General features: G+C 45.8%; 23 protein-coding genes, 1 tRNA gene and 1 pseudogene. 16 read left to right on the top strand and 9 right to left on the bottom strand.

Annotated features, from left to right (window positions below):
- Positions 1-51: 51 nt before the first annotated feature.
- Positions 52-801: a spermidine synthase gene (locus CS562_RS03510; protein WP_257219333.1), complete on the top strand. Its 750-nt coding sequence runs from the start codon at positions 52-54 to the stop codon at positions 799-801.
- 179 nt (positions 802-980) lie between these two features.
- A complete protein-coding gene (locus CS562_RS03505; protein ID WP_099853596.1) occupies positions 981-2,597 on the top strand; it encodes a sensor domain-containing diguanylate cyclase in 1,617 nt (538 codons plus the stop codon).
- Between the two features lie 70 nt (positions 2,598-2,667).
- Here the strand turns inward: CS562_RS03505 and CS562_RS03500 are convergent, their stop codons facing one another.
- From CS562_RS03500 to CS562_RS03485, 4 genes are all read right to left on the bottom strand, one after another.
- Positions 2,668-3,027 (bottom strand): winged helix-turn-helix transcriptional regulator, encoded by a 360-nt coding sequence (locus CS562_RS03500; RefSeq protein ID WP_064639235.1) that lies wholly within the window; start codon positions 3,025-3,027, stop codon positions 2,668-2,670.
- 207 nt (positions 3,028-3,234) lie between these two features.
- Positions 3,235-3,630 carry a DoxX family protein gene (locus CS562_RS03495; protein ID WP_099853594.1) on the bottom strand — a complete coding sequence of 132 codons (396 nt, stop codon included), beginning with the start codon at positions 3,628-3,630 and terminating at the stop codon, positions 3,235-3,237.
- Between the two features lie 59 nt (positions 3,631-3,689).
- Positions 3,690-4,682 carry a Gfo/Idh/MocA family protein gene (locus CS562_RS03490; RefSeq protein ID WP_099853592.1) on the bottom strand — a complete coding sequence of 331 codons (993 nt, stop codon included), beginning with the start codon at positions 4,680-4,682 and terminating at the stop codon, positions 3,690-3,692.
- Positions 4,683-4,722: 40 nt separating this feature from the next.
- Positions 4,723-5,910, bottom strand: a complete 1,188-nt coding sequence (locus tag CS562_RS03485) for an adenosylhomocysteinase (protein WP_099853590.1) — start codon at positions 5,908-5,910, stop codon at positions 4,723-4,725.
- A 234-nt stretch (positions 5,911-6,144) separates the two neighbouring features.
- Between CS562_RS03485 and CS562_RS03480 the strand changes: the two genes are divergently transcribed.
- A tRNA-Leu gene (locus tag CS562_RS03480) sits at positions 6,145-6,228 on the top strand.
- Between the two features lie 59 nt (positions 6,229-6,287).
- Here CS562_RS03480 and CS562_RS03475 read toward each other — a convergent pair.
- The gene (locus CS562_RS03475; protein ID WP_063564909.1) at positions 6,288-6,467 is read right to left on the bottom strand and encodes a hypothetical protein; all 180 of its coding nucleotides are present in this window, start codon (positions 6,465-6,467) and stop codon (positions 6,288-6,290) included.
- A 160-nt stretch (positions 6,468-6,627) separates the two neighbouring features.
- Here CS562_RS03475 and CS562_RS03470 point away from each other — a divergent pair, with 160 nt between their 5' ends.
- Positions 6,628-7,782 (top strand): sn-glycerol-1-phosphate dehydrogenase, encoded by a 1,155-nt coding sequence (locus CS562_RS03470; protein WP_099853588.1) that lies wholly within the window; start codon positions 6,628-6,630, stop codon positions 7,780-7,782.
- A gap of 681 nt (positions 7,783-8,463) precedes the next feature.
- Here the strand turns inward: CS562_RS03470 and CS562_RS03465 are convergent.
- Positions 8,464-9,060, bottom strand: coding sequence for a helix-turn-helix domain-containing protein (locus CS562_RS03465; protein WP_024629188.1), 597 nt, complete (start codon positions 9,058-9,060; stop codon positions 8,464-8,466).
- A 438-nt stretch (positions 9,061-9,498) separates the two neighbouring features.
- Between CS562_RS03465 and CS562_RS03460 the strand changes: the two are divergent.
- The 10 genes and pseudogenes from CS562_RS03460 to CS562_RS03415 all read left to right on the top strand — a co-directional run.
- Positions 9,499-9,891: pseudogene (locus tag CS562_RS03460) on the top strand (phage holin family protein); the annotation flags it as partial.
- A gap of 284 nt (positions 9,892-10,175) precedes the next feature.
- Positions 10,176-10,463, top strand: coding sequence for a Dabb family protein (locus tag CS562_RS03455; RefSeq protein WP_063564906.1), 288 nt, complete (start codon positions 10,176-10,178; stop codon positions 10,461-10,463).
- Positions 10,464-10,634: 171 nt separating this feature from the next.
- Positions 10,635-11,096, top strand: a complete 462-nt coding sequence (locus tag CS562_RS03450; RefSeq protein WP_099853586.1) for a DUF86 domain-containing protein — start codon at positions 10,635-10,637, stop codon at positions 11,094-11,096.
- Between the two features lie 11 nt (positions 11,097-11,107).
- Positions 11,108-12,013 carry a DUF4261 domain-containing protein gene (locus CS562_RS03445; RefSeq protein ID WP_180287007.1) on the top strand — a complete coding sequence of 302 codons (906 nt, stop codon included), beginning with the start codon at positions 11,108-11,110 and terminating at the stop codon, positions 12,011-12,013.
- A 187-nt stretch (positions 12,014-12,200) separates the two neighbouring features.
- Positions 12,201-12,587: a YtxH domain-containing protein gene (locus CS562_RS03440; protein WP_076292071.1), complete on the top strand. Its 387-nt coding sequence runs from the start codon at positions 12,201-12,203 to the stop codon at positions 12,585-12,587.
- A gap of 226 nt (positions 12,588-12,813) precedes the next feature.
- Positions 12,814-13,623 carry a glutamate racemase gene (gene racE, locus CS562_RS03435; RefSeq protein ID WP_076292102.1) on the top strand — a complete coding sequence of 270 codons (810 nt, stop codon included), beginning with the start codon at positions 12,814-12,816 and terminating at the stop codon, positions 13,621-13,623.
- A 237-nt stretch (positions 13,624-13,860) separates the two neighbouring features.
- A complete protein-coding gene (locus CS562_RS03430; RefSeq protein WP_373561673.1) occupies positions 13,861-15,105 on the top strand; it encodes a M14 family metallopeptidase in 1,245 nt (414 codons plus the stop codon).
- 200 nt (positions 15,106-15,305) lie between these two features.
- Positions 15,306-15,563, top strand: coding sequence for a hypothetical protein (locus tag CS562_RS03425; RefSeq protein WP_062322197.1), 258 nt, complete (start codon positions 15,306-15,308; stop codon positions 15,561-15,563).
- Between the two features lie 144 nt (positions 15,564-15,707).
- Positions 15,708-16,010: a hypothetical protein gene (locus CS562_RS03420; protein WP_063564902.1), complete on the top strand. Its 303-nt coding sequence runs from the start codon at positions 15,708-15,710 to the stop codon at positions 16,008-16,010.
- Positions 16,011-16,031: 21 nt separating this feature from the next.
- Entirely contained in the window at positions 16,032-16,253 is a 222-nt protein-coding gene (locus CS562_RS03415) for a YuzB family protein (protein WP_024629198.1), read from the top strand.
- 93 nt (positions 16,254-16,346) lie between these two features.
- On the opposite strand, the gene CS562_RS03410 is transcribed toward CS562_RS03415, so the two are convergent.
- On the bottom strand, positions 16,347-16,745 hold the full coding sequence (locus CS562_RS03410; RefSeq protein ID WP_099853582.1) for a hypothetical protein: 399 nt from the start codon (positions 16,743-16,745) through the stop codon (positions 16,347-16,349).
- 204 nt (positions 16,746-16,949) lie between these two features.
- On the opposite strand from CS562_RS03410, the gene CS562_RS03405 reads away from it, so the two are divergent.
- Together CS562_RS03405 and CS562_RS03400 are read left to right on the top strand one after the other, a co-directional pair.
- Positions 16,950-17,231 (top strand): hypothetical protein, encoded by a 282-nt coding sequence (locus CS562_RS03405; protein WP_076292069.1) that lies wholly within the window; start codon positions 16,950-16,952, stop codon positions 17,229-17,231.
- Between the two features lie 173 nt (positions 17,232-17,404).
- Positions 17,405-18,235 carry an aldo/keto reductase gene (locus tag CS562_RS03400; RefSeq protein WP_099853580.1) on the top strand — a complete coding sequence of 277 codons (831 nt, stop codon included), beginning with the start codon at positions 17,405-17,407 and terminating at the stop codon, positions 18,233-18,235.
- Positions 18,236-18,381: 146 nt separating this feature from the next.
- Here the strand turns inward: CS562_RS03400 and CS562_RS03395 are convergent, their stop codons facing one another.
- Together CS562_RS03395 and CS562_RS03390 are read right to left on the bottom strand one after the other, a co-directional pair.
- Positions 18,382-19,116 carry a DsbA family oxidoreductase gene (locus CS562_RS03395; RefSeq protein WP_099853578.1) on the bottom strand — a complete coding sequence of 245 codons (735 nt, stop codon included), beginning with the start codon at positions 19,114-19,116 and terminating at the stop codon, positions 18,382-18,384.
- Positions 19,117-19,272: 156 nt separating this feature from the next.
- Complete coding sequence (locus tag CS562_RS03390) at positions 19,273-19,698, bottom strand: cytidine deaminase (RefSeq protein ID WP_076292066.1); 426 nt, start codon at positions 19,696-19,698, stop codon at positions 19,273-19,275.
- Between the last annotated feature and the right edge of the window lie 22 nt (positions 19,699-19,720).

The raw sequence follows: 19,720 nt of genomic DNA, 5'->3' as shown, positions 1-19,720 counted from the left end.
TAGAAACACATGTATAATCATTTGCGTAAAAGTACGAAGGGAGAACGGTCAGTGCGAGTTTTATACCGAAATAAGAGTGAACAGCATGAGTTGACGATATATGATACATCCAAGCTTTATGGGGAAAAGGGCCGATTTCGTGTGCTGGAATTCTCCAATGCTGCAGTACAGGGGGCGATGGATCTGGACGAGCCATCCCGAATGGTGCTTGAGTATCCAAGAGCGATGGTTCACCTGATGGAACGAAATAATCCTGAATATCAATCAGTTTTTGTAATTGGCCACGGCATTGGAACCTTAACAAGCTATTTGTCTAACCGTCAAGTAAAAGTCGCCGAACTTGATGCGGAAGTCGTTGAGCTCAGCAGAACTTTCTTTGGATATCGTGGAGATCAAGTGCTGGTTGGTGACGGTCGTGAACTGTTGGAGCAGGAAACCTCAGGCTCATATCATTATATTATTGTAGATGCTTTTACGGCTGCGGGAACACCTGCACAGTTTACTTCTAGCTCATTTTTCACGATGCTAAAAGACAAATTGCATTCTGGTGGTATCGTATTGCTGAATGTATTTGGTCGTGCAGGCAATGACAGACTGGTGAATGCGATTCATACCACGTTACAGGAACACTTCGCTTATACGCGCTCGTTTGCATTACCAGCTGAAACAACTGATGAAATCCAAAATCGTATTTTGGTGGGTTGTGACGGACCCATTTCGTTTCAATCACGTCATATGGCTGGGTTTGTAGAACAGCAGCCTGGCGAGGGATATGTTATTGTGGATTCAAATGAATTTTAATCTCGAATACAGATCCAGTAGATTTCGAAGAAAGTGTCATATCATGTAATCAATTGTCATTAATTCGTCAATGTTCCTATGTAATTATTCGAACTTCACAAACTATTTATTTCTTCTTAACAACTTTCGTATAAGATAGAAGGAATATGCCTTTTTATGAAAAACCGGGGGACGCAATAATGATCGCAAAGAATAAAACATCCAGATTAAGAAGAAAAGTAAGGGAGATCAAAAAAATCAGCCTTACCGCTCTGTTGAGTGGATTGGTCACCATTGCCGTTTTGATGACATTGACCATTATGTTTATTTCGTCTTATACATCCCAGAAGCAATCGCTGATTGATAATACACTCTCACTTAATTATTCAAGTGCCGTGCAAATGAGCCAAACTCTGGACTCGTTGTTTCAATCCATGCAGGGCAGTTTGAAGTATTCAGCCAACTATTTTCCGGACATAGACTATGCAGACGCCAAAAAACTGGATTCCACACTGGATTTGATTCGAAACAGCAGTAACTACTTCAATTCGGTTTCTCTTATAGATGCATCGGGAATTATTCGAGGTTCATCTCCTTATTTGGAAAAAAGCCTGGGACAGCCTATAACTTCTAATGCAGCGAAAAATGCGTTTAAATCGAGGGCTTCCTTTATATCCGAAGCGTATCGTGCGCCTTATTCGGAACGCATAGTCGTTTTTGTGAGTGAACCGATCTTCAGTCCATCAGGTGAATTCAAAGGTTTAATTAGTGGGAGTATCTATCTGCAGGAAAACAACATTTTGAACCTGTCATTTGGCAGTCAGCTGAGGACCAGTAATGGCTCTTATTTTTATATTGTTGATGCCAAAGGGACGTTGTTGTTTCACCCGGATACGGAAAGAATCGGTGAAAATCTAAGCAAAAATCAAGTTGTGCAGAAATTGCTTAACGACCAAACAGGCAAAGAACAGTACAAGAACCTGGCGGGTGTGAATTCACTCGCAGGTTATTATAAGGTCCCGACAACAGATTGGGGAGTTGTCGTCGTATCTCCAACCCAAATGGTATACGATCAGCTGAATCAACATATTCGTATGTTGTTGTTGTACACTTCAATTCCGTTTATCATTCTGACGCTTATCGTTATTCGTGTAGCTCGCAAGCTGGCTAGTCCGTTTGTTTACCTTGCGGATTTGGTTAACCAGGTGGATCAGGGTAAAGTAGATCTGCCTGTAATGAAGCCGCATTGGAACAGGGAAGCGGACTTATTAACACGCACTGTCCTAAGTGCACTGGCGAACTTTCGAAAGCAAAAGGACCAGCTAACTTATGATGCCAGAACGGATGTATTGACCGGAATGACCAATCGCAGGACATTTGAAGAAGTTATTCAGCAGTGGATTGATGAAGAAGTTCCGTTCTCCATAGTAGTACTGGATATAGATCGCTTCAAATCCATAAATGATACGTATGGGCATCATGCGGGGGATCAGGTTCTGAAGCATATCGCGAATATCATTAAACTGTCGGTTCGGACACAGGATGTATGTTCCCGGTTTGGGGGAGAGGAGTTTGTTGTGTTATTGCGACATACGAATTCCAAAACAGCGTATCAGATTGCTGAGCATATCCGTGTATCGGTGGAACAGAGTATATTGCCCATTGATCGTTCTGTGACGATTTCGGCAGGCATTGCCGAATATCCGTTGCATTCCACAACGGCGACAGAGTTGTTCCATTTGGCGGATAATGCGTTATATCAAGCCAAGGAAGAGGGACGTAATCGTACCATTACCATTCAAACGGTCATAAAATAAGGTTTGCGTACCTTCTATCTTGAAATAAAAAGAAGCTAATCCCATCTAAGAGAGGGATAGCTTCTTTTGTTTAGACCTCTTGTGATCTGGCCTGGACTTCATTTGTATACTGTTCTCCCCAGTCTCGCATGCTGTAAATAATCGGCTGGAGCGTTTCTCCAAACGGTGTAAGCGAATATTCCACTTTGGGTGGAACTTGGGGATAGATTTCCCTGTGAACAATTCCGCTGCTTTCCAGCTCTCTTAATTGGAGAGTTAACATCCGCTGAGTAATATCAGGGAATAACTTTCTGATCTCGTTGAATCTTAACGAGCCGGAGAATAGGTGATATAGAATCGCACCTTTCCATTTGCCTCCAATGACGCTCAGCGTGACTTCGACGGAACAGCCATATGGCGAGGGGCACCCATCGGCCGGGTTTTTTCTCATTATAATTGCACCTCCAGTTCGTGGTGGTTATTTATAGTATCCATTTTAGTACTACAGCACATAAATGTACATATTACTCATCTATGAGCATATCACTTCTCCCTTGGATTATAAACCCCATCCCATACATCTACATGAAGATAAAACAACAAAGAACCCCGGTTTCGTATCACGAAACACCGAGGTTCTCAGGAATGAAAGGCTTGATTAGATTAAAGTGTCCAGGGAGTAAGCTCCAGCACCCGCAAGTGCAACACCGATCAGTGATCCGAGCATAACCAGATTGTACTCGAATCCTCCGTTCAGATTCCAAAGTCCTTTACCTGCATGGACTTTTGCTATGGCAACAACCATAGTGATGATGAGCAAAATGACAGCAAAAACAGTCCACAGACCTGCCCCAAACAGGAACCCGCCGATCAACTCAATAAGGCCTCCACAGACAGCCATAACTCTTGCGGGCCTCAGACCAATCGCCCCGAAAAATTCGGCTGTTCCTGATATGCCTTCTCCACCAAACCAGCCAAACAGTTTCTTGCATGCATGACCCATCATAATGAAACCAATAACAAGTCGAATGATAAGTAATCCGGCGTCTAACATGTGCTTCTTTCCTCTTCTCTAGTTGTATAAAATGATTGGTCTTATATATCGTATGAACGTCAGATCAGCGACGCCAGAATGGTATCACATAACGCCATGGTTTCAATATTATCCTTACCACTGGAATGTGGATCAGATTTGTTCTGGCAGCATTCCATAAAATGAGCCATCTCACCAACAAATCCTCGTAAGTAGAGATCGCGATAAGCCCCTGACATGGGAGAGCCCGACGGGGTGAAAACAGTATCCTGCTCCTCAAGGGATTTCCAGGGAAGGTTTTCCCCTGTACGAGATTGATGAACCGTAAGCGTGTTGATTTCATCTGCTAACGCAAATCCGTTGTCAAAGGTGACAAGTACATTTTCGCTTTCGCGTGACCATGCACTCATGCCAACAAAGTAGGCACTGCCTACCACACCATGATCAAATTTCAGGGAAATGCTCTGGTTAATATGTTCTCCGTCCTTAACCGTTGTGCCTGTTACCTGTATGGCTTCCCCGAACAGAAAACGCATCAGATCGACCATATGAATGGCAGCGAGCTTTATGAATTGTTCCTCATCCTTGCAGAATGGTGTGCTGTCTACAGCGAATTTCATTTGGAAAGAACGTGCTCTGCCCAATGATCCACCATCAATCAGTTCCTTGAGTTTCATGTAGACCGGAGCATATCGTTTCATAAATCCAACCATGACAACCACACCTGCCTTTTGGGCAGCTTCAGCCACAGCAGCAGCTTCGGCAGCATTCCATCCGAGGGGTTTATCCACGTATACATTTTTGCCAGCCCGGATGCATTCAAGGGCAAGTGCTGTCTGATCCTCTGGTTGCGCCACAACAACGACGCCGTCACAGTCTTCATTCTGCAACATCAGCTGAGTATTATCATACGCTTTCCCGCTGCTCCCGAAACGGAGGAGAGCATCCCTTGACCGTTCAATACTGCGGGTGGCGATGGCCTGAATGTCTGCTCCTGCTTCAACAGCAGATGGATATATATTCGTGGATGCATGGAATCCTGCACCGATAAAACAAAGTTTCGCTTTTTTCATGTGAATCTCTCCTTTAAATGCAGATCACCAATCACACTGATTAGATTTTGTAGCTTAAATGCTTCAACATCTGTCCTGCAATGGTGTTGTTAACGCTATGAGGAACCGGCTGTGGTCCGAGGGTGAGATGCTGGCGTTGCTGTACAAGATATAGGAGGGAGGCGGCTTGTAGGGACAAGCCTAGATCCATCGTTTCGGCAGGGTTACCGCTGCCACCAGCCAGGTTCAGCATCTCGCCTTGAGTAAGCAGCATGAGTCGACGTCCATTGGCTAATGTAAATTGTTCGATATCCGCGGTCAGTTGTTCCGTATGCTTCGCATCCTGACGGAGACTTTCCAGATCCATCTCCCAAGAAAAATGTCCGGCATTGGCGAGGATCGTTCCATCATTCATTTGATTAAAATGTTCCTTCAGAATGGCGTTAGGACGTCCAGTGACAGTGATATACACTTGGGCAAATGCAAAAGTATCCTCCAGTCGCGCCACTCTGAATCCATCCAGTGCCGCTTCCAAGCCAGCAATCGGATCGGTTTCAACAACGACGACCTGACTGCCCAAATTCCGCAAATACCTGGCAATGCCTCGTCCACAGGTTCCATAACCTACGATGACGAAACGACGTGTGGGCAGAATCAGGTTTGTAGTACGCATAAAACCTTCAATAATGGTCTGTCCAACACCGTGTTCATTTTCCATAATTCGTTTGAGTGGGCTGTCATTAATAACAATGATCGGGAAAGGAATGTTCTCACCCGTCTCTTCACGCAGCAGATTGGCACCAGTCGTCGTCTCCTCCGTACCACCAATAAGAGAGTTAGGATCATACTGTTGAATGAGCGTGCGCGCCAGATCAGCTCCATTATCCATAAGGAGATGGGGATGGTGACGAAGTACGCTGTGGATATTTTGCAGGTGCTCATTGCGTCTGTCCGCACGTTGACCATATACCGTGATGCCTTCTTCTTGCAGAGCTGCTGCGACGGCGTCTTTGGTTGTGCCCGGGCTGCCAGTCAATACAACGTTGGCTCCACCTGCCTGGAGTGTGCGGCATAGCACAGCTGTTTTGGGCTCCACATGAATACATATACCGATGGTTAAGCCAGCAAAAGGCCGCTCTTTGGCAAACTGGGTTTTCAATTCGCCGAGTAGGGGCATATGCATTTCCGTCCAGTGAATGCTGCGTTTTCCTTCTTCAATACGTTCATGTGTTGTGTTCTTGATCGTCATGAAAAACTCCCCTTTTCTATGCAAGGTATAGCGTGTCCAGCAGGACACATGATCTGCTTAATGTCTACGATAGGGAGTTTGATGGGGTTAAAAAAGGACATATGTCCTTTTCATTGCAGCTTGGAAAAAAGGTATTGCAAACTTATTTGAGAGCATGTATACTCTTAATTACGGTAAAACAAGCAATTGCTTGACCGGGATGCTTTTCATCCATGATGAGAAGATACATATTATGCGGTCGTGGCGGAATTGGCAGACGCGCACGGTTCAGGTCCGTGTGGGCTAACCCCCGTGGAGGTTCGAGTCCTCTCGACCGCATCGAAGAAAAAAGCTCGCGAAATTGCTCTAAAAGCAATTCGCGAGCTTTTTTTGTTTTTTTATTTATTGAATATGAATTGCTGCACACATAGGCCTGCTATCGCTCCAGCAATACCAAAGAGTGCAACACTGGCCATCACCTCATATGCTTGAAAGCGAAACAAAAAGGCGATGCCGCTGCCAAATGTCGTTCCTGCGAGAAATCCGAGAGAAATTCCTATTTCTTTGGTTAATTTCATAGGTTCACCTGCTTGGGAATGTGAGTTTAGGATTTGCAAATTTTGGATACAGGAAGTAAAGTGTGATCAGGAAAATACTCACATTTTATTTCCTTTTTTCATTTTGTGGTTTTCTCCATGTAATTATGCATGATATTTCTTAAGGGAGGTTAAGAGCGAAATGAATATGAACGAGCGGATTGCCGCATGGAACGAAGAAGCGCAGAATTGTACTTGTGGGCATGATCATCGGTTGGTAGAAATGCAGGTCTATCTGGAGCATGGAGCTATTCAGCAGTTACCTGGTTATTTGTCCAAGCAAGGATACAGACATGTAACAGTTGTATATGATCGATTTACAGGTCCGGCAGCAGGACACGAGGTGGTAAAGAACATCCGAGAAGCTGGCGTTTATGTGGATGAGATATGCATGCCAGAGAACAAAGCAGGCGACGTGATCGCCGATGAGGGCGGGATTGTGCAGGTACTGCTAGGTGTGAAACAGGAAAGTCAGGCGATCATTGCTGCTGGTTCAGGGACCATTCATGACCTGGTACGATTTGTTTGCTCCAAAATGAACAAGCCTTTTCTGTCAGTGCCTACAGCAGCTTCGGTTGACGGATTTACTTCGGCAGGTGCTCCTCTTATTGTAAGCGGCGTCAAACAGACGTTCCAGGCGGTGCCGCCTGAAGCTATTTTTGCGGATATCGATATTTTGGAGCAAGCTCCCCAAGAGATGAATGCTGCCGGATTCGGAGATATGCTTGGTAAATATACATCACTGGCGGACTGGGTGGTTTCCAGGGATTTGGGTGGGGAACCGTTCTGCCCCGTTGCTTATCGCATGACGGAAGAAGCACTAACGTCCTGTGTGGAACATGTGCAAGGTATCGCTGAAGGACGGGACGATGGTGTGACTGTATTGATGGATGCGCTGATTGCTTCGGGCATTTCTATGCTAATCATCGATCATTCCCGTCCTGCATCTGGTGGAGAACATCATCTGTCTCATCGGTGGGAGATGGACCTGATGGAGGCAGGGCACAAGCCTGTTCTGCATGGAGCCAAGGTGGGAGTAGCCTGTGCACTGCTTACCGTAAAATACAAAGATCTTGCACAAAAATCCGAAGAGCCGATTTTCCGTATTTATAATAATCTGCCGGATGCTTCTCAGCTTATAGCTTGGCTTGAGCAAGTTGGGGGACCTACGACGACTGAACAACTGGGTGTATCCATGGAGATGGTGGAACATGCTTTCACCACAGCTCATTTGCTACGGGATCGTTATACGGGACTGAAATATATCAATGAGATTCTAAATGTCGGTTCGAAATAAAGAAGGAAGAAACAGTATGAACAGTGTTATCTTATACAATTAGTTGTACGTACAAATTAAGAATGATTAATGTGATGTATGAGACAGGATAGCGTCGTTGTATACAATAGAGGTATTGGTGCTTGATTGGAAAGTAATATAGCCGGATAAATTTCTGAAGAACAAGGTCATACAAGGGTTTAGAATAGATCGGATCAAACGTTATTCAAACTGAATTAAAGGATGAATTAAAGCCTACTCCCTTAAGGGACAGGCTTTTTTTATACTTCATATAAAGCGTTGGATTAAATTGTTCGTACAAATAGATCGGGGGATGGAGCTAACGATGAAGTTTTATTTCTTTAAATGATCAATGATTTAATGGAATGGTTGGTTAGCATGGATAAGAAATATATTGGCATATGGGTATAAGTGGCCGCGCCTTTCGACAATGGGATTTCCCCTCGTTCAGAGAACGCGCTGTACCGGCCCAGATTAAGGAGTGACTGGGAATGAAGGGAATGATGCACCCAAAGCTGTTTGGTGGGCAAGAGGGCCGCTTATCGCCCCTGAGAGACGATGCTGAGTGCAAGCGATTGGAGAAATGGTAACTTAATATAATCTGTACGATGAAAATGGTATTTTAAAAAGGCTCTGTCTTTCCCACTGGGAGAGGACAGAGCCTTTTGGTTGTTCGCTAATTTAGTTATTGTGGCGATCTTTCAAGATGACATCTGCGAACAAAATAGTTTTCGGGATGCGGAAAAATTGTTCCGCTTGTTCCTGAAACGCAGCAGAAGGCAGCGTTCCCTGATGCAGCCATTTGCGGAAAGTGCCGGGGTGAACCCCGATCCAGTGGCTGACATCTGTCACCGACAAATCATGGACCATACACAAGCCTGTCAGAATACGGTTGCTAACCGGAGAACGGGTCACCGTACGCTTCATGAAGCGGGAAGGCTCGGGCTGACAAATGACAGGGCTTTTGCGTACCACTTCTTCATTAAAAAGAATGTGGCGCGGGTAGCCGAGCAATTGGCATGCCTTGTCCAAATTGGTACTGCCGGGTATCCGTCCTTCATACACCCACGCGCTGACGCTGCGTGAAGAGATGGATAGATCTTCGGCGAGCTGAGACAACTTGATATCATTGGCCATCAGCACGGCAAGAAGAACACGGTTGCGGATTTGACAGCGTGTCGGTTTTCGGAATCGTTTAACACGGACGCCTTTTCCCAAATATTTACGGTTGATCAGAGACCACGCCTGGATGGAATGTTGTTCTGGTTGATTAGGCATATTTCCTCCGATTTTTTTAACCAAATACTACAATAAGTACGGGGGTACTTTCAAGTGCCGGGTGCACCTGTTTCAAATGAGTGGATGCGCGAATCCGCTACAAAGGAGGAATTATGAACTAGACCAGACGCAATTCACATCCTAGTATATTCCTAGATTACAATGTTTCACTAAATTTAAGGGATCAAATAGATAATGAATAAAAATAAAATGAGTCTAATTACCTATTAGTGAGACTTTAGTACTTTTATCTATTTTTTGTTGATATGATGCGGTTTATTTCCCTGATTTAACCATAAATATTCGATTTCCGTTAAAGGAACCCATTTCCAATGTGCACAAATCTGAAATTAGAAATCCGCGTGTTCAGCAAGGCATGTGGACTGTCAAAATCTCTTATTCTTACATATCTTGTATGGAGATCAATGAGAGGGAGAGGTGAGAAACGTGAGTCCATCCGTGAGTACCTTTGCTGCCATTTCAGGGGCGTTCATGACGTTTGCTTTTGGTGGATGGGATCAGCTGCTTAGCTTGCTGGCGGTTGCAATGGCTGTGGATTATATTACGGGTCTCGCTGCGGCAGTAAGAACGGGAAAAGGATTGAATAGTAATGTTGGATTCTGGGGGCTTGCGCGCAAAGGTCTCATGCTGACGGTTATTTTGCTTGCCCACCGAATTGACATGCTCATGGGAACTGACATCATTAAAGGGGGAGCCATCTACTTTTATCTGGTGAATGAGCTAATATCCATTACCGAAAATTATGCCCGCATTGGGCTTCCTTTGCCTGACAAGCTCAGACAGGCTATAGCGGTGCTGAAAAAACAGGAGGGGTTGTCTGACAGGGAATGGCCTCCACCACAGCCAAACGTGGAGAATAAGGAGACAAAAGAACAAGCAACAGAAGTCGTACCGGAAAAACAGACAAACCAAATTGAACAGACGGATAATATGTCTCAGGAGAAATCCAAGGCGAATGAAAGCAGCCCTGATTAGGTTGTCTTTTAAGAGAACGTTTCCAAGTATCCTTTCGTAATAGAGGACGTTATGATATATTTTGGATACAAGAAAATTCATTCATACCAATTATTATACTTAAATGAGGTGCTTGTCTGATGATTAAACATATTGTTCTGTTTAAAATGAAAGATCGTTCTCCTGAAAGTATCGAAGCGGCTGCGAATGTTCTTCGCAATCTGCAAGGAAAAATTGATGTTCTGGTCTCGCTTGAAGTGGGTATTGACGTGCTTCGTTCGGACAGATCTTTTGACATCTCACTTACGGCAGAATTTGCCTCACTGGAAGATCTTCAAGCATATCAGGTGCATCCGCTGCATCAGGAAGTCATCAAGTATATGAACGAGGTCAGAGAGCAGTCGATTGCAGTGGACTACGAAATCTAATCTGTTATTCATTCTACTTTGGATAGGGGACTCTGCATGAGCGATTTAAGAGACGTTATGGAATTTTTATATATTTTTGTCGTGTTTCTGATCGCTTGTCCTGTGATGTTATTTTGGCTGAAGCGAAGAGGAAAAAGGAACCGATAATTCACTGAACGGGAAGTGAACATATTGTATTACGTAAACAGAGAACAGATTGCCCGCCGGCTTGCTGCCGTACCGGAGGTGGCTGAAGGTCTTCGCCGCGCATCACAAGCCTGGGATGGTAGTCTAATGCTGGGTCTGGTACAGGAACGTTGTCTTCATCTGGCAATTGAAATCGTTACGGATGTTGGAAGTTATCTCATTGATGGCTTCATCATGCGTGATGCGAGCAGTTATGACGATATTATTCAGATTAACCACGAAGAGAAGGTTTTTGATCATGCAACCTATGAGGTGCTTAGTCGCCTCGTATTGTTGCGCAAGCCGCTCGTTCAGGACTATTACAGCTGGGAGCGGTCTGAACTGCATCCACTGAGCAGTGACTTGCCGGGCGTGCTTGAACATTTTTCCCATCAGGTCAATACCTATGTGGAAAAAGAACTCGGACCTTTCCAGACTACACAGGCCGAGGGACAGAGCAAGGAATGAGGGGAAGCAGCATGACGAACGAATGGAAAGAAGATCGAGAAGTAAATAATGAAACGAATGACATACCTTCCGGGTTTCATCCGGTATATATGATTGAGCTGTTATTTCAGGAACGTCCCGTTATAGATCAAGGGCGTCTGCAGGATGCACTGAGCCGTCATACCGGACAAGTCCGGCTTGATGTGAAGCAGGGTAATGAGGAGCATAAACCTGAGATGCTGGTTTTCTACCATCTGGACCATAAGGTTTCTTTTCAGGAAGGTAACATTCCGGCTCAGACTTGCATGCTCCCCATTACTGAAATTGTAGATCGCGCCCGCTTTGGAGGGGCTTTGCAGCAAGCCTGGCATTGGCCAGAAGCAGGACAAGCTATGGATACGATCCAATATTCCATCCGACTTCATGATATGTTCACTGCTGCCATGCCGCGTAAACAGCGGCTCGAATTGTTCCAAAAGACGATTCAGGCTGTCATGGAAGTGTTGCCTTGTGAGGCGTTATACTGGTACGGCAGTGACAAATTAGTTGAACCGGAAGCCTATGTGCTGTCACAGGAACGTGAGGAGCATCTGTACGCTGCGATGAATGTGCGCATGTATCAGGCTGGAGGCACAGAGGAACAGCGTCAGCTGGTTATGGACACGGTAGGTTTGTCAGCACTTGGCGTGCCTGATGTACAGTGTCATTTCATTGGACTCGATCCGGATACGGTAGCCCAGACATTACTGGGTGCCGCCTATTACATATTTGATCAGGGGGATGTTCTACAAGATGGACAGACGCTGGGATCTTCCGGCGGACGACGCTGGCGATGTGAGCATCAGGTTGCATTGATTGCACCAGGAAGATATGTAATTGATCTGGACCCGGGTGATGAACATGCTGCTGCTCCGCTTGAGCCGGCGCGGCAGACTTGAGACATATCTCGATAACGTCAGAAGGTGCGAAAGACGGTATCCAGAATTTTTTTTGATATCCGAGTGTCAGGTCAAGCCCTTGCTGCTTATACTGCATCAACAGAGTAGGCATTCGCCCGGATTGACGAGCAACAGTCCGTTGCTTGGTTATTCGGTACTTCATTTAAGGTAAAGGGAGAGATGCGACGTGAAGGATTCTAACAAAAGTTTGTTGTGGGGAGCATTAATCGGTTCAGTTGTAGGTTCGGTGACAGCGCTGCTGCTGGCACCAAAATCTGGACGTGAGCTGCGTCAGGACATTTCGGAAGGTGCACGTCAGGTGAGTGAGAAAGGTCAGGAGCTGGCTACTAAGGTGGGCGAACAAAGCGCACAGATCGTATCCAAAGTAAAAGAGACGGCAGATGTTGTTATCCAGGATATCCAATCCTGGCGCAATTGCGCTGAAGGTAAAGAAGTGCGCGTATCCGCCGTCATTACTGATTCCGATTCTTCCATCGATGCAGATGCAGCGAATGAGTCAGGTATTGAAGTCATCGCTAAGCTACCTGCCGACGACTCCAAAGATAACATCTAAAACTAAGCTTGAACGCGAGCGGGCTTTCCTCCATCTGGAGGGGAGCCTGCTTTGTTGTGCGTGGTCGTACAGGAGTTGTACGATACGGTATTTTGTTTGAACCCTGCGATGAAATCGGGTAAGATGTAGGTACCTTTTTGCCTGAAAATTCATACGGTAGGAAAGAAAGCTCTGGGAACCAATTTGTTAACAGAACCAAATCAATGAAGAAGGAAGCGGTGTGTTCGTGCAGCAAGCAATCGCTATATTAGACTCCGGTGTAGGGGGATTGACCGTCGCCAAGGAAGTGATGCGTCAGCTCCCACGGGAAAAGATCATCTATTTTGGAGATACTGCCCGGACACCGTACGGACCCCGTTCGTCCGAACAAGTTAAACAATTCACGGAACAAATCGTTGATTTCTTGATCCAGTTCGATCCGAAAGTTATCGTTATCGCCTGTAATACGGCTACGGCAGCAGCGCTCGATTATATTCGAGCCAAGGTGAATGTGCCTGTCATTGGTGTCATTCATCCGGGAGCACGAGCAGCCATCACAGCGACACGCACAGGACGCATCGGTGTCATTGGCACCGTGGGAACTATTGGTAGTGGTGCGTATACATCTGCACTCAAACAGTTGTCTCCCTATATTGATGTGGTCAGTCAGGCTTGTCCGGCACTTGTGCCACTGGTGGAGCAAGGCGAATTCCGTTCCGAGCAAACGACAAGTACGGTGGAGCAATCTTTAGGCGAAATTAAGCAGCAGCCAATTGATTGTCTTATTCTGGGTTGTACGCACTATCCTTTTCTCATGGATACCATCCAGGAGGTTATGGGGCAGGAAGTGAAGCTGATTAGTTCGGCAGATGAAACGGCGAGGGAAATTAGTACGATTCTGTATGATAAACGAAAGCTGGCCAGTGGAAATGAGACGCCAGTCCATCAGTTTTTTTGCACAGGGGACCCACGCATGTTCCAGAATATTACCCGCCAATGGTTAGGAGAGCAGATCTCCAAAACGCCAGTTGTATGGCAGGTTACGCAATTATCATAGCTTTTTTGATTTCTAGGCTTATAAGAATCCCGGAGCACTTAGTGTTCCGGGATTTTTTTTCAATCCAAAAAGTAAAAGAACTCCGGATGATCATCACGTTTTTATTATGTTAAAGGGATATACGCGATTCATGTCACATGACGGACAACCAGATTGGCATACATATTACATACAGTAAGGACAAAAGCGAGAAAAGGACAGGAGATTACACAATTTCCTAAGGGAAAGGAGATCGACATGGAACTGCAATGGATTATTGTTCATCAGGGAGATACCTTGTCGCGTATTGCGGCAGCGAACCATATGACGAAGGAGTTACTGGCTGCTCTCAACCCGGAAGTAGCGTCCCAGCCCTATTTACTGACAGGACAGATGTTGCGCATTACGCCGGGGACGGGGCGCAGGTATGCAGTACAGCCTGGGGAGAAAGTGGCCGTGATTGCATTACGTTTTGGACTGAATGAAGAAGAATTGCGCGAGGCCAATCCAGAAATAGCGAACATTCCGGACTGGTGCGGGCGATGTATTCATATTCCGGATTCAAATGGAAAAACTATCGTCAAGCTGCAGGGAGAGTATGGTTATCGTGAAATGAGCCGTGATATCGGTTTGCTCGAAAAGAAGTATCCATTTATCGAGATTGGCTCGATTGGCAGTAGTGTAATGGGCAAGGCTTTGCCTTATCTACGTTTGGGTCAAGGCCCCAGACATATTCATGTCAACGCATCTGTTCATGCAAATGAGTGGCTGACAACGGCCGTTCTGATGCGGTTCATTGAAGAATATGCGAAGGCCTACAGTACACATACGCCATGGCATCAATTCCAGACGGAACGCTGGATGCAGGAAACTACGCTGTGGGCTGTGCCCATGGTCAACCCGGATGGAGTTGAATTGGTGCAAGAGGGCGTGGTCAATGATCATCCCCATGCAGAAGATTTGCTGGCATGGAATGCCGGACGCTCCCATTTTACGCATTGGAAGTCCAATATCAGGGGAGTAGACCTGAACGATCAATTCCCGGCTTATTGGGAGGAAGAGGCGGCTAGAAGAGGGATAACGTCCCCAGGGCCAAGAGATTATGCAGGAACCGCTCCTTTATCGGAACCGGAGGCATGGGCACTTGCACATTGGACCGAGCAGCATCCTTTTGATGCTGTCGTTTCACTGCACAGCCAGGGACAAGAAATATATTGGAACTACCGAGATTTGGAGCCAAAGGAGAGTGCCCCGCTGTCTCGCAGACTGGCAAAGGCTTCGGGATACAAGGCAGTTAAGTTGGGTGGAAGTGATGCAGGGTACAAAGACTGGTTCATTCAGAAGTTTCGGAAGCCTGGCTTCACGGTAGAAGTGGGACTCGGGGTCAACCCGCTGCCCTTGGATCAGTTCGAGGACATCTGCGTAGAGGTTGGCATGCTTTTGGCTGAATTATTATCAGATCGAGAGCACCAACAGGGAAGATCGGGAATCCTCGAATCCTGACTTCACATAATCTGGATGGGGGAACATGAAACTTACGGGTTGTCCACTCGTATAACAGGAACGGGCGCTGTTACCGGCGTTCGTTTTTTAATCTGCATGTTGCATCATTCGTTCCGGATCGCTCTGGAACGGGTAATGATGGGTGTGACTATAACATGTGCTGTTTTATTTCAGTGCATTAATCATACGGAGGGGTTCATATGAAGTGGAGAAGACTGCTGTCATTCAAACGATGGACACAAGTATTCAAACGGCTGCCGCGTCTGTTGAGGGCTCCGCAGATCCCTTTGGGTGAGAAGCTGCTGTTTATCATCCCGGCGCTGCTCTACTGGGTGCTTCCTGACGTGATGCCGTTTATGCCTATAGATGATATCGGGGTTACGTTGTTGCTGATGAACTGGTTTGTAAGTCGTGCGGAGCGCAAATATCCGGTGCTTACAGCGGGTGCGTCGTCTTAATCCGACACAAAATGGGTGGTTTTAACATCGATTTTGCATCAATGTTATTGCGAAGCGCAGTAATTTTCTTTACAATAGATGCTGGAGTTTAGAAATACTGAAAAATTGTTGGGACCAGCAATTACGATATAGGAGATGAATGAAATGAACTGCAAAATTACACGTAATGCCGCGAAAGTATTGAAACTTGAACTGGACAAGCCTGAGAACGAAGGTAAATTGCTGCGCGTTGTGATCACACATGCACATGGAGATCATGCCCACTACGGCCTCGATATCGATACGCCAAAAGAAAATGATACGGTTGTATCTACCGATAAAGAGATCGACGTTATTCTTGAGAATGATCAGCCTTTACTGGATGGCGTTAAAATTGATTACCTTTACTTCCCTGAAGAAGGCTTCGTTATTACGAACCCATCCCAAGGCAACCACGGCGACCACTAAGGGAGCGAAGAAGGGGAACTCATGGCTAACGATATCCGCGTATGCGAAAAATGTAATCATATCAGACTAAAATCGATTGTAGCCAAGTTGGAGAAAATGGCTCCGGATACGGAGATCAAAATTGGTTGCAAATCGTATTGCGGTCCTTGCGCGAAGCGTGCTTTTGTCTTCATCAACGGTAGGTACATCAGTGCTCCGTCAGAAGAAGAAGTGCTTGCAAAAGTAGCGAAATTCGTAAAGTAATTGTATGGGTATGCAGTGGGCAAACTTGTCCACGACAGGGAAGAGAGGCCGCGGCCTCTCTTTTTTTAGTTGTTGATGAGGAATTGTACGAAATTAGAACGTAAAGTCCTGCCTCATTTCAAAAATCTCAAAGGTATCCTCTCGAATCTCTATGGCGATGATAGTATCACTTTTTTTCAGAAAATGAACATGTCCCATACGCTCTTCTTCCACCTCAACCCATCCGGCTTCGGATAACTTCTCAAAATAATCGGATGGTACATATAATCCCTGTTCTCCCCCGATATGTTTCAATTCATATTTAATGCCTGTTTGAATGTTTGGATTGTCTGAATGTGTCGTTATGCTTAGCTGCTTTGCATTCACGGGGACCGGAATCTCGTTATTAATGGAGGAGCCTGTATATCCCGTTATTTCATACGTCGAAGGTGTACAGCCGCTGATGAGCAGTAATAAAAGTACCAGTATGAACACAATCCCAAAGTTCTTCAAATACACACCTCCTTGTGAAAAAGTACTTATCAAATAAACGCAGTCAGACCGGAAAAGGTTATACACTTCATTAATATTCATCTTTAATCTTACATAGGGAACATTGAGGCTATTCGTTATTGTTTCAACAAAAGAAGAATAAGGAAGGCCGATGTCAACCATCCTAAAGGGGTAACAGGAACATGATCCCAAGGAGGAATACTCATGCCGAAGCGTTATGATTCCAGTTTGCAAGCCGATACGACCGTATCCCAGGCGCAGAATGCAGTGAACAAACTTCATTTTGCCGTTTCACAGGCAATGTCACATCCAACAGAACAGACCATTGAACAGGCAGAACGCCGTTTGGCGCATACCGAGCAGGCTATGCTTCAAGCAGAACGTTCACTTGGAGGTCAGGGCGTTGAGCTGGCAGAAGAGATGTTCATTGAGGAGAAGAGAAGATTGAACTCGATCCAGAGTCAGAATGGGCAAGGGGATCTATAGGCGTTCCTGTCACACCAGAACCCGCAGAGCAGCAGTGCTTTGCGGGGTATTTATGTTTCCTTTGAAAGACCCGCAAAATGGATATCAGCCAAACTGTATGCAAAGTGCCGCTTAAAATTTGGTGAGAAGGTTAATAGACCAAGAGCAGGCAAATTTCACACAGGAGGTACAGAATGACAAAACATATTACAGATTGTACGATTCTGAACAACGGCGTGACGATGCCATGGCTGGGATTTGGGACTTATCGAGCAAAGGGCAAGGAAGTACAGCAAGCGGTGGAGACTGCATTGGAAGTCGGATATCGGAGCATTGATACGGCGTCCGTTTATGGAAATGAAGAGGAAGTGGGACAAGCCATTGCGAGCAGTGGTATTGCCCGTAATGAGCTGTTTGTGACAACCAAGCTGTGGAATGAGGACCAAGGGTTTGACTTGACTTTGAGAGCCTTTGAGGCCAGTCAGAAGGCGCTTGGATTAAATGTCATTGATCTATACTTAATTCACTGGCCTGGCAGAGACCAGTATAAAGAGACATGGAGAGCATTCGAACGTCTATATAGCGAAGGAAGTGTACGTGCTATTGGTGTAAGTAATTTCGAAGTGCACCATCTGCGCGATATTATAGATGAAGGTGGAACGGTACCCGCGGTGAATCAGGTGGAACTGCATCCGGGTCTGATTCAACAGGAGTTACAGGACTTCTGCGGGGAGCAGGGCATTCAACTGGAGGCATGGAGCCCCATTATGAGAGGTAAACTGAACAAGGAATCGGCTTTGAAAAGTCTGGCCCAGAAATATGGGAAAACACCAGCACAGGTTATTCTGCGTTGGGATATCCAGAACCAGATTGTGACGATTCCGAAATCGGTTACCCCGGAGCGGATTCGCGAGAATGCGGACATCTTTGATTTTGAATTGACTCCTGATGAGCTGAAACTGATTGATGCGCTGGATTCGGATAAACGGACGGGACCACATCCGGATCAGCTGTTTTGGGATTGAGTGTGTAGCTCAATTCCAAAATGAGTGTTTAATGATCTGCTTGGAGTTGTTCCGGTTACGACTAAAACTTTATAATGAACTTGAGTTGTAGATTGTAAAAAAAGCAGCAGGTTCAGGGGATTACCCTTGATCCTGCTGCTTTTGTGTTATTTGGATTGGTCCGGTTGCGGAACCTCGCAGCCGTCTTCTGTACATACTCCACTGCCATCTGCGTCAGTGGTGCTGGATTCTACCATGGTGAAAGGGGAACGCTCGTCCCATGCTTTTTGGATAGCGTCAAGGAACACCTCATCCGGTTGAGCGCCAGATACAGCGAACTTGCGATCAAATACGAAGAACGGTACACCCCGGATGCCTAACTGTTCGCCTTCTGCCTGATCGGCACGAACTTGTTCTGCGAATTGATTACTGGACAACACTTCTGCTGCTGCATTGCGATCCAGACCTACTTCTTCAGCTAACTCTATCAGTACATCGGTATTGCCGACATGTTTCCCTTCAATGAAGATTGCTTGAAATAGTCGTTCGCTCAGCTCAAGCATTTTTCCTTGTGTTTCTGCCCAATGCGTCAGACGGTGAGCAGAGAAGGAGTTGGTAGGGATCATCTCATCAATGTTGTATTCCAGTCCAGCCGTACGAGCATTGGCGTTCATCTGTGCATTCATGCCACGTGCCTGCTCTACACTCATATTGTATTTGGCAGCCAGATATTCTGCGTTGGTTTTGCCACTGTTCAATTCAGCATTTGGATCGAGCTCAAAACTTTTGAACTGTAATTGCACTTCATCGCGGTGTGGGAATTGTGCCAGTACATTCTCCAAACGACGTTTGCCAATATAACAGAAAGGACACATAAAGTCGGACCATATTTCAATATTCATTCATTAAAACCTCCATCATCTATAAATGAAACCGATACAGTTACAATTATATAGCGACTTTCCATCATTCGCAAGGTTGTGGTTATTACCAGACTCGAAAAAAGAAGTGCTGAAGCATGCGACGGATTGCAGCCTCAACACTTATAGTTTAACTTCTTACTTATCCCGGTATGCTTTGGTCCAATGGTAAGGCTGAATTTCGTCCAACCTCTTGTAAATTAAAGCTCCATCTGGATCGTACACGGCAGCCTTCACGTCTTCTCCCCAGAAAAACAGTCGTTCCTGGCACACACCACAAGGGGTGAGGACCTTGAATTCCGAATGCTCATCGTCACGTGCTACACAGATCGAGTGGGTGACCCGCTCATTTAATTTGTGGGCTTCCAGATAGGCTCCTGTTTCCATACATAAGTGCGTGGCGTCATTAATCACTTCTGGAGCTACGCTGATTAATAGCGAGCCAGCTACAGTATAAACGGCAGCTGCGCCACCCCACCCTTGGGGGTAGCGATGTTTTACAAAGTTTGCAGCTTCATCGAACAGTTTTTGCTCGATATTGAATTGATCTGGATGTGACGTCATGGTAATGCATTAGCTCCATTTC

Origin of the sequence: Paenibacillus sp. LK1 (genome assembly GCF_002750415.1) — a bacterium.
Lineage (GTDB): Bacteria > Bacillota > Bacilli > Paenibacillales > Paenibacillaceae > Paenibacillus > Paenibacillus taichungensis.
This window is presented reverse-complemented; position numbering and strand designations above follow the sequence as displayed.